This window comes from Brevundimonas sp. (assembly GCF_032107865.1).
In the GTDB taxonomy this organism is placed as follows: Bacteria; Pseudomonadota; Alphaproteobacteria; order Caulobacterales; family Caulobacteraceae; genus Brevundimonas.
Genome location: NZ_DAMCNG010000001.1, coordinates 1 through 13,054, shown reverse-complemented (window position 1 = coordinate 13,054; position 13,054 = coordinate 1). Strand labels below are relative to the sequence as shown.

At 65.9% G+C, this 13,054-nt stretch carries 15 protein-coding genes; 4 read left to right on the top strand and 11 right to left on the bottom strand.

All coding sequences use genetic code 11. The annotated features are described in order from the left end of the window. The first annotated feature begins 57 nt into the window (after positions 1-57). The 4 genes from dsbD to RT567_RS00060 all read left to right on the top strand — a co-directional run bounded on the left by dsbD (position 58) and on the right by RT567_RS00060 (position 4,474). A complete protein-coding gene (dsbD, locus tag RT567_RS00075; protein WP_313573435.1) occupies positions 58-2,022 on the top strand; it encodes a protein-disulfide reductase DsbD in 1,965 nt (654 codons plus the stop codon). Then, positions 2,019-2,843, top strand: coding sequence for a TlpA disulfide reductase family protein (locus RT567_RS00070; RefSeq protein WP_313573433.1), 825 nt, complete (start codon positions 2,019-2,021; stop codon positions 2,841-2,843). The genes dsbD and RT567_RS00070 overlap by 4 nt, the downstream gene beginning before the upstream one ends. Positions 2,844-2,945: 102 nt before the next feature. Then, the gene (locus RT567_RS00065; protein ID WP_313573431.1) at positions 2,946-3,626 is read left to right on the top strand and encodes a DsbA family protein; all 681 of its coding nucleotides are present in this window, start codon (positions 2,946-2,948) and stop codon (positions 3,624-3,626) included. A gap of 56 nt (positions 3,627-3,682) precedes the next feature. Next, entirely contained in the window at positions 3,683-4,474 is a 792-nt protein-coding gene (locus tag RT567_RS00060) for a lysophospholipid acyltransferase family protein (protein WP_313573429.1), read from the top strand. A gap of 5 nt (positions 4,475-4,479) precedes the next feature. On the opposite strand, the gene RT567_RS00055 is transcribed toward RT567_RS00060, so the two are convergent. The 11 genes from RT567_RS00055 to RT567_RS00005 form a co-directional block, all read right to left on the bottom strand. Then, positions 4,480-4,692, bottom strand: coding sequence for a hypothetical protein (locus RT567_RS00055; RefSeq protein ID WP_313573427.1), 213 nt, complete (start codon positions 4,690-4,692; stop codon positions 4,480-4,482). A gap of 73 nt (positions 4,693-4,765) precedes the next feature. Then, complete coding sequence (locus tag RT567_RS00050; protein ID WP_313573425.1) at positions 4,766-5,575, bottom strand: MetQ/NlpA family ABC transporter substrate-binding protein; 810 nt, start codon at positions 5,573-5,575, stop codon at positions 4,766-4,768. 21 nt (positions 5,576-5,596) lie between these two features. Beyond that, on the bottom strand, positions 5,597-6,253 hold the full coding sequence (locus RT567_RS00045; protein ID WP_313573423.1) for a methionine ABC transporter permease: 657 nt from the start codon (positions 6,251-6,253) through the stop codon (positions 5,597-5,599). Beyond that, positions 6,253-7,242: a methionine ABC transporter ATP-binding protein gene (locus RT567_RS00040; protein ID WP_313573421.1), complete on the bottom strand. Its 990-nt coding sequence runs from the start codon at positions 7,240-7,242 to the stop codon at positions 6,253-6,255. The genes RT567_RS00045 and RT567_RS00040 overlap by 1 nt, the downstream gene beginning before the upstream one ends. A gap of 1 nt (position 7,243) precedes the next feature. Next, the gene (locus RT567_RS00035; RefSeq protein WP_040345340.1) at positions 7,244-7,645 is read right to left on the bottom strand and encodes a HesB/IscA family protein; all 402 of its coding nucleotides are present in this window, start codon (positions 7,643-7,645) and stop codon (positions 7,244-7,246) included. Positions 7,646-7,655: 10 nt separating this feature from the next. Beyond that, positions 7,656-8,054 carry an SUF system Fe-S cluster assembly protein gene (locus RT567_RS00030; protein WP_088411695.1) on the bottom strand — a complete coding sequence of 133 codons (399 nt, stop codon included), beginning with the start codon at positions 8,052-8,054 and terminating at the stop codon, positions 7,656-7,658. 5 nt (positions 8,055-8,059) lie between these two features. Continuing rightward, positions 8,060-9,313 carry a cysteine desulfurase gene (locus tag RT567_RS00025; RefSeq protein WP_313573420.1) on the bottom strand — a complete coding sequence of 418 codons (1,254 nt, stop codon included), beginning with the start codon at positions 9,311-9,313 and terminating at the stop codon, positions 8,060-8,062. Then, positions 9,292-10,314 carry a Fe-S cluster assembly protein SufD gene (gene sufD / locus RT567_RS00020; protein ID WP_313573418.1) on the bottom strand — a complete coding sequence of 341 codons (1,023 nt, stop codon included), beginning with the start codon at positions 10,312-10,314 and terminating at the stop codon, positions 9,292-9,294. The genes RT567_RS00025 and sufD overlap by 22 nt, the downstream gene beginning before the upstream one ends. Further along, on the bottom strand, positions 10,311-11,060 hold the full coding sequence (gene sufC / locus RT567_RS00015) for a Fe-S cluster assembly ATPase SufC (protein ID WP_313573417.1): 750 nt from the start codon (positions 11,058-11,060) through the stop codon (positions 10,311-10,313). The genes sufD and sufC overlap by 4 nt, the downstream gene beginning before the upstream one ends. 21 nt (positions 11,061-11,081) lie before the next feature. Beyond that, entirely contained in the window at positions 11,082-12,548 is a 1,467-nt protein-coding gene (gene sufB / locus RT567_RS00010) for a Fe-S cluster assembly protein SufB (protein WP_313573415.1), read from the bottom strand. A gap of 3 nt (positions 12,549-12,551) precedes the next feature. After that, on the bottom strand, positions 12,552-13,054 hold a 503-nt coding region (locus RT567_RS00005), incomplete at its 5' end, for an aminotransferase class V-fold PLP-dependent enzyme (protein ID WP_313573413.1).

The following is a 13,054-nucleotide window of genomic DNA, read 5'->3' as shown; positions in this document are numbered from 1 at the left end:
TATTGATGCGAAGCTCGGCTTAAGCCTGACTTAAGCTCATTCTCCGACCTGACAGGTATGAAGATCATTCTCGCACGCCTCCTCGCGGCCCTGGCCGTTCTCATGCTGTCAGCTCCGGCGCCGAGCCTGGCCCAAGGGCTGGGGCAAGGGCTGGGGCAAGGTTTCGGTCAGCCGCTGCTTTCCCCCGAAGAGGCGTTCACCCTTCAGATCTCGCGAGAGGCCGACGGCGACATGGTGTTCGCCTGGAAAATCGCGCCGGGCCACTATCTCTACAAGGATCACACCGCCGCCACTGCGCCCGACGGCAAGACCGGGCTTCCTCTCCGCCTTCAGGCTGGAGAAAAGAAGGACGACCCCGGCTTCGGCGTCGTCGACATTTGGCGTGACGCCGGGCGCGCGGTTCTGTCGGCGGATGCGCTGAAGCGCGCGAACGATCCCGCGTCGATCAACATCACCTACCAGGGGTGCCTAGAAAACTCGATCTGCTACCCGCCGACCACCCGCACCGTGGACGTCCCCGCCCTGCCGAGCGCTCGGATCGCTTCGCGCGAGGCCGAGGCCGCGACGGCTCAGGCCGCCGCCGTACTCGCGTGGCAGAAGACGACTGAAGCTCCGGCGATCCAGGCCGCCGAGACTACTGAAGCAGAGCCACTGCTGGATGCTGCGCCTGACGCAGGCGTCGCACTGCCCACGTCCGCCATCCAACTTCAGCAGAGTCCGGGTTTCGTCGATCGATTGGCGGGTCAGGGGGGAACGGCCTGGGTGCTACTGGCCTTCTTCGGCTTCGGCGTTCTGCTGGCGTTCACGCCCTGCGTCTTCCCCATGTACCCGATCCTGGCTGGCGTCATCGGACGAGGCGTCGACGGGCAAGGCACGCGACGCGGCCTACTGCTTTCGGTCGCCTATGTCCTGGGCCTGGCCATAGCCTTCGCCCTGCTCGGCGTCGCCGCCGCCTGGTCGGGCCAGAACCTGCAGATGGTGTTGCAATCGCCATGGGCCGTAGGCGGCCTGGCCGTCCTCTTCGTCATCCTGGCGGTCTCGATGTTCGGCGCGTTCGAGCTTCAGCTGCCCTCAGCCTGGACCAGCCGCCTGTCGCGCGACGCCGGAACGGGGCGTCGATCCGTAGCCTCTGCATCAGGCCTGGGTTTCCTCTCGGCCCTCATCGCCGGGCCGTGCGTCACCGCCCCGCTGGCCGGCGCCCTGCTCTATATCGCGCAGACCGGTGATGTCGTCCTGGGCGCCGCCGCCCTGTTCTTCCTGGGGCTGGGCAAGGGCGTGCCGCTGATCGTCTTCGGGACCGCTGGCGCGCGTTTCCTGCCCAGGGCCGGGGCATGGATGAACCGCGTGAAGATCGTTTTCGGCTTCATCTTCCTGGGCATGGCCTGGTGGCTGGCCAGCCGTATCCTGCCGCCTGTCGCAACCCTGGCGCTGGGCGCGGTGCTGTGCTTCGCGGCCGCAGCGGCTCTTGGCCTGTTCCGTCCGGCGGCGTCGGGCGTCCTGACCAACGTCGCGCGCGCCGCTGGCCTGATCGCCGCCGTCTGGGGCGTGCTGCTGCTGATCGGCGTGAGCCTTGACGCCGTCAGCCCTTGGCGTCCTCTGGCTCCGCTGGCTCGTCCTGCGGTCGCGGCTAACGGCGCCTCGCCGCTCGCAGCCGTTCCGGCGGCGGTGGTCGTCGATAACGCTGCGCTAGAGACCGCCGTCGCCCAGGCCGCCGCCAAATCCCGGCCCGCCCTCGTCTATTTCACTGCGGAATGGTGCGTCAGTTGTCGCGTCATGGAGCGCGAGGTTTTCCAGAATGGCGAAGTCCTGGCCGAACTCGGTGCCGTTGATCTGATCGAGGTCGACGCAACCCACAGCACGCCCGAGGTGCGCGATCTGCTCGACCGCTATGGCGTGGTCGGGCCGCCAACCATGATCTTCCTGTCCAAGACTTCAAAGGAAGCGCCTGACAGCCGCTTGGTCGGCGAGGTTCCGGCGCGCGTTGTCCTGGCCTCGCTGGAACGTGCGGGAGCGGCCGAATGAACAGCCTGTCGCTCGGCCCTCTGGTCCTGTCCGGCGAGCGTTTCGCCATCATCATCGGCGTCATCGTCTTCATGATCGGCTCCAGCATTCTGGTCAGCCGGATCAGCGGCCGCTTCAATCTGTGGAGCACGGTCGTCGCTATCGGCGGCGTCGCCGTCGCCCGTCTGGCCCATGTCGTCGCCAACTGGGAGTATTTCAGCGGCGATCCCATGCGCGCCTTCGCCGTGTGGCAGGGCGGGTTCGCCTGGTTGTGGGTTCTGCCCTTCGTCGCTCTGGCCACCGTCCTGCTTCTGAAGACCCGGCAGGAACGCGCCTGGGCCATCGCTCCAGCGGCGGCGGCGGCGCTGGTCTGGGTTACGACGCATCAGCTGGCTTCGGCCACAGAGCCCCTGCCGCCCGCCGAACTGACCCTGCTCCAGTTGGAAGGCCCGCCGGTCGACCTGGCTCAGCCGATCAACCAGCCCACCGTCATCAACATCTGGGCGACCTGGTGCCCGCCGTGCCGCCGCGAGATGCCGGCCCTGGCGCAGGCCGAGCAGTCTCACCCCGACATCCGGTTCCTGTTCATCAATCAGGGCGAGAGCCGGGAGACGGTCGGCGATTATCTGGCGCACGAGGGCCTATCCCTGCGACACGTCCTGCTCGACACCGGCATGGCCCTGCCGCGTCACTATCGCACGGTCGGCATTCCGGTGACGCTCTTCCTTCATGCGGACGGCAGCCTGGCGAAGGCGCACATGGGCGAGATCGCACCCGAACAGATCGCCGCAGAGATCGCCCGCCTGAACAAGGCTTCGCCCGGCGCCTTAAGCGTGACTTAAGCGGACGCCTCGACCAAGAAGCATCAACCGTCGCCTTGGCGCGGCCCCTCCCCCGCCTAACCGTGCGGCCATGCGCCGAACGAAGCAGGAAAGCCTGACCCGATGAAGAACCCCGCCCTCGCCATGAAGCTCGCTGTCGCCCTGACCCTGGCGGCGTGCGGTCCGGCCGACGCTGGCAATGCGCCTGCGGCAGCCGCTGCGGCAGGGGCTTCGGGCGCCCAAGACCTGCCCATGGTGACGGAAGTCGGCTTCAGCGACCTGCTGCGCGATCCGGCAACGCCGTTCATCGGCGCCGAGAACGCCGACGTCATCATCATCGGCTTCATGGATTACAACTGCCCCTACTGCAAAATGATGATCCCGGAGCTGGAAGGCCTGATGAAGGCCGACCCCAAGGTGCGGATCCTCTACAAGGAATGGCCGATCTTCGGCGCCGTGTCCGAGAACGTCGCCCGCCTGGCGATGGCCGCCAACTACCAGGGCAAATATCACGAGGTGCACAAGGCCTTCATGAGCACCAAGGGCCGCATCGAGACCGACCAGCAGGCGCGCAGCCTTGCCCGTGCAGCCGGGGTCGACATGAACCAGCTGGATCGTGACCTGGCCACGCATCGCGATGAGATCGACGCCGTGATCCTGCGCAATACCCGCGAAGCCTCCGCCCTGGCCCTAAGCGGAACGCCCGCCTTCATCATCAACGGCAATCTGATCCCCGGCGGCATGCCTCAGGCGCAACTGGAAGCCGTCATCGCCCGTATCCGTGCGGGTCAACCGCTGCGCTGATCCTTCAGGCTTCACTTTACGCTCGCCTCTGAACGGCAGGCTGGCATAGTCGCCAAATGCGAAGCCTGCTGTTCAACATCGCCTATTGGGCGCTTTCAATCACCTACGGCCTGGCCGCCGCTTTTGCGGCCCTGGCGCCCGGCCGCAAGGCCACAAGCTGGATCATCCGCCGCTATGTCCGGCGCATGGTGCAGGCCATGAGCCTGTTCGCGGGCATCCGAATCGAGACGCGCGGCAAGGAACGCCTGCCGCAGGGCGCCTTCATCATCGCCTCAAAGCACCAGAGCTGGGGCGACGGCTTCGCCACCTATGACCAGTTCGACGACGTGGCCTTCGTCACCGGCGACCATCTGGAGAAGTTCCCCCTGCTGGGAACGGTGCTGAAGAAACTGGGCGCCATCGTCGTCAACAACTGCGGCGGTCACGCCGCCCGCGCCGCCCTCAAGGAACGCGCCGCCGACGCCAATCGCGAGGGCCGCAAGATCCTGATCTATCCGGAAGGCCATCTGGCCAAGGTCGGCGAGAAGTACCGTTACCGCTCGGGCGTCTGGCACATGTATCGCGACTTCGACATGCCGGTCGTGCCGCTGGCGACCAACCTGGGCCTGTTCTGGCCGCTGGAAGCGTTCCGCAAGACCCCCGGCACGGCGATGCTGGAATTCCTCGAGCCCATCCCGACCGGGCTGCCTAAGGCTGAGTTCCTGGCGCGACTGGAATCCGCCGTGGAAGGTCGAACAGCCGAACTGATCGCCAAAGCGACAGGACAGCCGGTCACGCCGGCTATCCTAGTGCTGCCCCCGAACGAAATGAGCAAAACGCTTGAACCGCAGCAATCCACCGCAGCGTGAGGCGTCTACTGAGGCTGAATCCGAGCCAGGATCGTCTTCACGGCCAAGCCAACCAGCCCGCCAATCACTGAGCACACTGCCGCTGCGGTCAGCGCGGCGAAGATCCACCAGTGCCCGCTCCAGTCGGTCTCGGAGCTGAACAGCGCGTCCCTCAGAACGACAAGCGGACCAATGGCGGCCCCGATGGCTGCAAAAACAAGAACAACGCTGCGCTTCATAGACGTCACAATGCGGCCTCCCGAATAAAGAGCGAGGCTTAATTGCAAAACAACGTTACGGCAATACAGCCTGTCAGGCCGCCGGGATCACTGCGCCTTCATACTTCGCGGCGATGAAGTCCTTGATCGCCTGACCGCGCAAAGCGTTGGCCAGGGCCTGAATGCGCGGATCGTTCTGATTGTCCGGGCGGGCGACCAGATGGTTCACATAAGGGCTGTCGGCGCCTTCAAGCGACAGCGCGTCCGTCTTGGGCTTCAACCCGGCGTCGAGGGCGTAGTTGGTGTTGATCACCGCGCCGTCCACTTGAGGCAGGATGCGCGGGATGGTGGCGGCCTCGACCTCCTGGAACTTCAGCCCCTTGGGGTTGGTCGCAATGTCGCGCACGGTCTGCAGCGGGTTCTGCGGGTCCGTCAGGGTGATCAGGCCCGCCGCCTGCAGCAGCAGCAGGGCGCGGCCGGTGTTCGACGCATCATTAGGCAGCACCACTTGGGCGCCGTTCGGCAGGTCGGCCAGCGCCTTGTGCTTGCGGGAATAGAGCCCCAGCGGCTCGACGTGGACCCCGGCGACCGTGACCAGGCTCGTACCGCGCGCCGTGTTGAACTCGTCCAGATAGGGCTTGGTCTGGAAATAGTTCACGTCCAGCCGCTTTTCAGACAGTTGCACGTTAGGCTGAACGTAGTCGTTGAAGACCTTGATTTCGATCGGCACGCCCTGTGCGGCCAGGATCGGCTTTACCTGCTCCAGGATTTCGGCGTGCGGCACTGCAGTGGCGCCGACCAGCAGAGGCGCGCCCTCGGCGCCCGCCTTCTTGTCCGCGCCCTGACCGCAGGCGGCGAGCGTCAAAACAGCGGCGGCGGACAGCAGCAGCGAACGGCGGATCATGAGGCAGGCTCTTTTAAAACGTCAGCGGTGCGAGACCATAGCGACCAGACGGTCGCCGATCATCTGCAGAATTTGTACGAGGATCAGCAGCAGAACTACGGTCACGACCATGACATCGGTCTGGAACCGCTGATAGCCGAAGCGGATGGCCAGGTCGCCCAGACCGCCCGCCCCCACCACGCCCGCCATGGCGGTGTAGCTGACCAGGGCGATGACGGTGACGGTCGCGCCGGCGATGATGCCGGGCAGAGCCTCGGGCAACAGGGCGCGCGTCACGATCTGGAAGGTTGAGCCGCCCATCGCCTGGGTCGCCTCGACCACGCCCTTGTCCACTTCACGCAGCGCCGTCTCGACCAGGCGCGCATAGAAGGGCGCAGCTCCGACAACTAGCGGCGGAATGGCGCCCGCTACGCCCAACGAAGTGCCGACCAGCAGCACCGTCACCGGCAGCATGACGATCAGCAGGATGATGAAAGGCACAGAACGCAGCACGTTCACGACGAAAGACAGCACGGCGTTCAGCATTGGATTGGCCGCCAGCCGCCCCTTGCCCGACAGATAGAGCAGCACGCCCAGCGGTACGCCCAGGATCACGGTCAACACCATCGATCCGCCCAGCATCAGCAGGGTGTCGATCGTCGCCTTGCCGATATCGGCCCAGTCTACATTGGCGAACATCAGACCGTCTCCACCACGACGCCGCGCGCAGCCAGTTGCGCCAGAGCCGCCTCAGCGTCGCCCCCAGTGAAGGCCACCGTCATCTGGCCATAGGGCTCGCCCCGGATGCGGCTGATGCGGCCCGACAGGATCGAATAATCCACGCCAACAGTGCGCGCCACACGGCTCAATTCCGGCTCATAGGTCGATGGTCCGCGGAAGGTCAGGCGGGCCATGCGCGCCCCGGCGGGCGCGACCGAGGCGTCGATCGCTTCCTCGCCCTCGGCCAGCATGGCGCGGGTCACAGCGTGCTGCGGATGCAGGAAGACGTCGGCCGTCGCGCCCTGCTCCACAATCCTGCCGTCCTTCAGCACCGCCACGCGATCGCAGACCCGGCGCACCACCTCCATCTGGTGGGTGATCAGGACGATGGTCAGGCCGAGGTCGCGGTTGAGCCCGTCCAGCAGGGTCAGGATGTCTTCGGTCGTCTCGGGGTCAAGGGCGCTGGTCGCCTCGTCGCACAAGAGGACGCTGGGGCCGCAGGCCAGGGCGCGGGCGATGCCGACGCGCTGTTTCTGGCCGCCCGACAGCTGGGACGGATGCTTCTTCGCGTGGTCGGCCAGCCCCAGTTGGGCCAGCAGTTCCGTCGTGCGGGCCTTCACCTCAGCCTCAGGCCGCCCTTCCAGCCGCAGGGGAAAGGCGACGTTGTCCTCGATCGTCTTGGCGTTCAGCAGGTTGAAGTGCTGGAAGATCATGCCGATGCCGCGTCGCGCCGCCCGCAGTTCGGCGGGGTTCAGGGCGGTGATTTCCTGCCCATCGACGAAGACCTTGCCCGCGTCGGGCGTCTCCAGCCGGTTGATGGCGCGGATCAGGGTGGACTTGCCCGCCCCCGAACGCCCCACTACGCCGAACACCTCGCCGCGCGCGACATGCAGGTCGACGGCGTCCAGCGCCGTGCGGTCGCCCGCCGCGCTGCGATAGCGCCGGGTCACCCCCTCCAGTTGGATCATGTCAGTCGGCGTCCAGAGCAGCGGCGGGAATGATGGTGACGCTCTCGCCGCAGCCGCAGGCGTCCGTCTCGTTCGGATTACGGAAGACGAATTTGGAGGCCAGCTTCGTCACCTCATAGTCGATCTCAGTGCCGATCAGGAACAGCACCGCCTTGGGCTCGATCAGGATGGTGACGCCCTTGTCCTCGACCACCTCGTCCAGCGGCAGGGCCTCTTCGGCATAGGCAAAGGTGTATTCCTGCCCGGCGCAGCCGCTGTTTTTCACGCCGACGCGCAAGCCGACGTAGTCCTTCTCAGCGTTGTCCATGATCTCGCGCACGCGCGCGGCGGCGGCGTCCGTCAGGGTCACCGCCTTGGGCCGGGGTCGCCGGGGTCGGGTCGTCGCCGTCTGAAGCTCGGTCATGGCTGCATCCTCAGAACATGTTCAGGGCCAGCTTGGCCTCGTCGCTCATCTTGGAAGAGTCCCACGGCGGGTCGAACACCAGATTGGCCTTGGCGCTGCGCACGCCCTCGACCTTGGCCACCGCCGTCTCGACCCAGCCGGGCATCTCGCCCGCCACCGGGCAACCCGGCGCCGTCAGCGTCATCTCGACCAGGACGTCGCGGTCATCGGACACGTCGACTTTGTAGATCAGGCCCAGCTCATAGATGTCGACCGGGATTTCCGGGTCATACACCGTCTTCAGCGCCTCGATCAGGTCATCCGTCAGCTTGTCCAGCTCTGCCTGAGACAGGGCGCTCTTTTGAGGCTCGTCCCAGCTGGCGGCGAAGGCGTCGCTGTCGCTGATCGCGTTGTCGGTCTTGGCGTCCATACTCGTCACACGAAGAAGTTCCGCGCCTTGATCAGCGCGTCCACGAAGGCGTCTGTATCCTCCATGGTGTTATATAGGGCGAAGGAGGCGCGCGCGCTTGCGCTCACGCCCAGTCTTTTCGCCAGCGGCTCGGCGCAGTGCAGCCCGGCGCGCACGGCGACGCCGTAGCGGTCCATGATTTGGGCCACGTCATGAGCGTGCGCGCCCTCGACGGTGAAGGTCAGGATGGCGCCCTTCCCTTCCGCTTCGCCCAGAATCCGCAGCCAGTTGTGGCCCCGCAGACGCTCGACCGCATGGTGATACAGGGCCATTTCATGCGCCTGGATCGCCTTCGCATCATACTGGCTCAACCATTCGACCGCTGCGCCCATGCCGATGGCTTCCAGGATCGGCGGCGTGCCGGCCTCAAACCGATGCGGCGGCTTGGCGTAGGTCACGCCTTCCTTCTCGACCCTCACGATCATCTCGCCGCCGCCCTGATACGGCGACAGAGCGTCCAGCGCCTCGGCCGTGCCGAACAGGACGCCGATGCCCGTAGGCGCGAACAGCTTGTGCCCCGTCAGCACATAGTAGTCGCAACCGATGGCCTGAACGTCCGGCGCTGCATGGACTGCGCCCTGGCAGCCATCGATCAACACGCGCGCCCCGGCAGCATGAGCCAGGCGGGTGATCTCGGCGACCGGATTGATGGTCCCCAGCACGTTGGACATATGGGTGACGGCGACCAGCTTCGTTTTCGGGCCCAGCAGGGCGACGAAGGCCTCCATGTCCAGCGAGCCGTCGTCCTTGATCGGCGCCCACTTCAGCACCGCCCCACGCCGTTCGCGCAGGAAGTGCCACGGCACGATGTTGGAGTGGTGCTCCATCTCGGTGACGATGATCTCGTCGCCCGGCTGGATCGACAGGCCGACGCCGTTGGCGACCAGATTGATCGCCTCGGTCCCGCCCTTGGTCCAGACGATGTTGTCGGCCGACGGCGCATTCAGGAAGCGGGCGACGATCTCGCGCGCCCGCTCATAGGCCTCGGTCGCCTCATTCGACAGGGTGTGCAGCCCCCGGTGAACGTTGGCGTAACTGCCCTCCATCGACGCGACCAGGGCGTCGATCACGGCGCGCGGCTTCTGCGCCGAGGCGGCGGTATCCAGATAGACCAGCGGCTTGCCGTTCACCTGTCGCGACAAGATCGGGAACTGCGCACGGGCGGCATAGGGGTCGAACCCCGTCATGGATGCGTGGGTCACAGGCGAGCCGTCAGCCATTCCCGCACCACCTCTCTGGCGCCTTCGTGCTCGATCCGGTCAACGACCTCGATCAGGAAGGCATGGGTCAACAGGGCGCGGGCCTCATCGGCCGAAATGCCGCGCTGCTGCATGTAGAACAGGGCGCTTTCGTCCAGCGTCCCGACGGTCGCCCCGTGGGCGCACTGCACCTCGTCGGCGTAGATGATCAGCTCGGGCTTCACGTCGATCTCGCCGCGATCCGAGGCGATCAGGCCGTGGTGGCCCATGCGGGCGTCGGTGTCGTCCGCGCCCTTCTGGACCAGGATCTTGCCCTGAAAGACGCCGCGCGCCTCATCCCGGACCACGCCCTTGATCAACTGGCTGGTCGTGCCGCTGGCCGCAACGTGGTCGATCACCGAGGTCTGATCCGAATGGCGCGCGCCATTCAGCAGGTAGAGGCCGTCCACGCGCGCATCGGCGCCTTCAGCTCCGTGCCGCAGGCGGGTCTCGTGGCGTTGCAGCTTGGCGCCGGTGGCGATAATCGTCTGGCGAAAGCGACCGCCCGCCTCCAGCCGCACCTCGGCCTCGGCCACGGAAATGGCGTCGGCGGGTTCGTCGGTCAGGACGACGCGGATCACCTCAGCGTCGGCTGCGACGTCGATCTCGACCTTGTTGTGGGCGACATAGGCCGAGCCCTTGCCCTCGTGCGTCTCCAGCAGCAGCAGGCGCGCGCCGGGCCGGGCGACAATGCGCGCCGCCGCCGTGTGGCCTGTACCGACGGCGTCAGAGATGAAACGCAAGCGCAGCGTCTGATCGCCCGAGGCGATATAGTCTTTCACTCCGACCGGACGGCCATTGGCGAAGACGACGGCGTCGCCGCCCAGGTCATAGAACGGCCCCGGCGCGCCGATGATCGCCGTGCCAGACGGTTCAGGCGCTTCACGAAGAAAGCGCTTCAGGTCGCTGTATTTCCATTCCTCGACCCGCCGCGAGGGGAAGGTCGCGGCATCGGTCAGGTCCAACCGGGCCAGCGCCTTCATGCCGCCTCCGGCAGGAACTTGTCGTAGCCTTCCGCCTCCAGCTCATGCGCCAGCTCAGGACCGCCCGAGGCGACGATGCGGCCGCCCGCCAGAACGTGGACGCGGTCCGGTTTGATGTAGTCCAACAGGCGCTGATAGTGGGTGATCACCAGCATCGACCGTTCCGGGCTGCGCATAGCGTTCACCCCGTCGGCGACGATGCGCAGGGCGTCGATGTCGAGGCCCGAGTCCGTCTCGTCCAGGATCAGCAGCGACGGCTCCAGCAGGGCCATCTGCAGGATTTCCATCCGCTTCTTCTCGCCGCCGGAGAAGCCGACGTTCAGCGGCCGCTTCAACATGTCGAAGTCCATCTTCAGCGCCTGCGACGCCGCCTTGACCAGCTTCAGGAAGGCCGGGGCGGAAACCTCTTCCTCGCCGCGCGCGCGCTTCTGGGCGTTCAGCGCCGTGCGGATGAAGGTCATGGCCGGCACGCCGGGGATCTCGATCGGATACTGGAACGACAGGAACAGGCCCGCCGCCGCCCGCTCGGCCGGTTCGATATCCAGCAGGTCAACGCCGTTCCACGAGGCGGAACCGTCCGTCACCTCATAGCCGGGACGGCCCGACAGGCTGTAGCCCAGCGTCGATTTGCCCGCTCCGTTCGGCCCCATGACCGCATGGACTTCGCCCGCAGGCACATCGAGCGTCAGACCCTTGAGGATCGGCTTGTCGGCGACAGAGACGTGGAGGTTATTGATCTTAAGCATTGTTTTTCTTCTTCAACTCACTCAGCCGACCGAGCCTTCGAGGCTGATCGCCACCAGCTTCTGGGCCTCGACGGCGAACTCCATCGGCAGTTCCTGCAGGACGTCACGGACGAAACCGTTGACCAGCAGGGCCACGGCCTCCTCTTCCGACAGGCCGCGCTGCTGGGCGTAGAAAAGCTGATCTTCCGACAGGCGGGTCGTCGTCGCCTCGTGCTCAAGCTGAGCCGAGCCGTTGCGGACCTCGATATAGGGGATGGTGTGGGCGCCGCACTCCTTGCCGATCAGCAGGCTGTCGCACTGGGTGAAGTTGCGCACGCCCGTCGCCTTGGGGTGGATCGACACCAGGCCGCGATAGGTCGAGTCCGACTTACCCGCCGAGACCGTCTTGGCGATGATGCGGCTGCGGCTGTTCTTGCCCAGGTGCAGCATCTTGGTGCCGGTGTCGGCCTGCTGATGGCCGTTTGTGATGGCGATGGAATAAAACTCGCCCGAGCTTTCCTCGCCCTTCAGGATGCAGGACGGGTATTTCCAGGTGACGGCCGAGCCCGTTTCAACCTGCGTCCAGCTGACCTTGGAACGGTCGCCGCGGCAGTCGGCGCGCTTGGTGACGAAGTTGTAGATGCCGCCCTTGCCCTCAGCGTCGCCGGGATACCAGTTCTGGACGGTCGAGTATTTCACCTCGGCGTCGTCCAGAGCGACGATCTCCACGACCGCCGCGTGCAACTGGTTCTCGTCGCGCATCGGCGCGGTGCAGCCTTCCAGATAGGAGACGTAAGAGCCCTTGTCGGCGATGATGAGGGTGCGCTCGAACTGGCCGGTCTGGCTGGCGTTGATGCGGAAATAGGTCGACAGCTCCATCGGACAGCGCACGCCCGGCGGGATGTAGACGAAGCTGCCGTCCGAAAAGACCGCGCTGTTCAGGGCCGCGAAATAGTTGTCGCTGACCGGCACAACGGTGCCGAGGTACTGACGCACAAGATCAGGATATTCGCGCAAAGCCTCGGAAATCGGCATGAAAATCACGCCCGCCTTGGCCAACTCCTCCTTGAAGGTGGTGATGACCGAAACGCTGTCGAACACGGCGTCGACGGCCACCTTGGGCGCACCCTGGACGCCGGCCAGGACTTCCTGCTCCTTCAGCGGAATGCCCAGCTTGGCGTAGACTTCCAGCAGTTCGGGATCGACCTCGTCCAGCGACTTCGGCCCTTCCTTCTTCACCGGCGCGGCGTAGTAGTAGAGATCCTGATAGTCGACAGGCTCGTACTTCACCGCCGCCCAGGTCGGCTCCTCCATCGCCAGCCAGCGCTCATAAGCGGCCAGACGCCACTCCAGCATCCACTCCGGCTCCCCCTTCTTCTCGGAGATGAAGCGGATGATGTCCGGGTTCAGGCCCTTGGGGGCGAACTCCTGTTCGACGTCCGTGGTAAAGCCGTACTTGTACCGCTCCAGCTCCGCGACCGTGTCGATTGTTTCCTGAACGATAGCCATAACTTACGCGACTTCCTTTGCGCGTTCTTGCAAACGCGCCTTGTGCTTGTCCCAAGCCGCGGCCCAGGCGTCGGCGAACCGGGCCCAGTCGGCCTCGGTCGTGCCCCATCCGCCGGAGACGCGCACGCCCCCGGTCGCCAGGTGATGCAGGCCCATGGCGCTGATCGCCTTGGACGGCTTAACCTTGCCCGACGAGCAGGCCGAACCGGCCGAGACCATGACGCCGACCAGATCGAGAGTGATCAGCTGCTGCGGGCTGTCCCAGCCCTCGACGGCCATGAACAGGGTGTTGGGCAGGCGCTCGACCGCGCCGCCGATGACGGTCGCGCCCGCCGCCTTGACCTTCGCCTCGGCCGCATCGCGCCAGGCGACATGAGCCATGGCGACGTCCAGATCGCGCGCGGCGCAATCGGCGGCGACCCCGAAGCCGGCGATGCCCGGCACGTTCTCGGTTCCAGCGCGCAGGCCGCGCTCCTGACCGGCGCCGTGCAGGATGCGGATAGCGG

Excerpts from the sequence above, each read along its gene's own strand:
- sufB (WP_313573415.1), bottom strand. The coding sequence starts at position 12,548 with ATGGCTATCGTTCAGGAAACAATCGACACGGTCGCGGAGCTGGAGCGG.
- RT567_RS00025 (WP_313573420.1), bottom strand. The coding sequence starts at position 9,313 with ATGGCTGACGGCTCGCCTGTGACCCACGCATCCATGACGGGGTTCGAC.
- RT567_RS00035 (WP_040345340.1), bottom strand. The coding sequence starts at position 7,645 with ATGACCGAGCTTCAGACGGCGACGACCCGACCCCGGCGACCCCGGCCC.
- RT567_RS00070 (WP_313573433.1), top strand. The coding sequence starts at position 2,019 with ATGAACAGCCTGTCGCTCGGCCCTCTGGTCCTGTCCGGCGAGCGTTTC.
- RT567_RS00065 (WP_313573431.1), top strand. The coding sequence starts at position 2,946 with ATGAAGAACCCCGCCCTCGCCATGAAGCTCGCTGTCGCCCTGACCCTG.
- RT567_RS00045 (WP_313573423.1), bottom strand. The coding sequence starts at position 6,253 with ATGTTCGCCAATGTAGACTGGGCCGATATCGGCAAGGCGACGATCGAC.
- RT567_RS00030 (WP_088411695.1), bottom strand. The coding sequence starts at position 8,054 with ATGGACGCCAAGACCGACAACGCGATCAGCGACAGCGACGCCTTCGCC.
- sufC (WP_313573417.1), bottom strand. The coding sequence starts at position 11,060 with ATGCTTAAGATCAATAACCTCCACGTCTCTGTCGCCGACAAGCCGATC.
- RT567_RS00060 (WP_313573429.1), top strand. The coding sequence starts at position 3,683 with ATGCGAAGCCTGCTGTTCAACATCGCCTATTGGGCGCTTTCAATCACC.
- RT567_RS00055 (WP_313573427.1), bottom strand. The coding sequence starts at position 4,692 with ATGAAGCGCAGCGTTGTTCTTGTTTTTGCAGCCATCGGGGCCGCCATT.
- RT567_RS00040 (WP_313573421.1), bottom strand. The coding sequence starts at position 7,242 with ATGATCCAACTGGAGGGGGTGACCCGGCGCTATCGCAGCGCGGCGGGC.
- sufD (WP_313573418.1), bottom strand. The coding sequence starts at position 10,314 with ATGAAGGCGCTGGCCCGGTTGGACCTGACCGATGCCGCGACCTTCCCC.
- dsbD (WP_313573435.1), top strand. The coding sequence starts at position 58 with ATGAAGATCATTCTCGCACGCCTCCTCGCGGCCCTGGCCGTTCTCATG.
- RT567_RS00050 (WP_313573425.1), bottom strand. The coding sequence starts at position 5,575 with ATGATCCGCCGTTCGCTGCTGCTGTCCGCCGCCGCTGTTTTGACGCTC.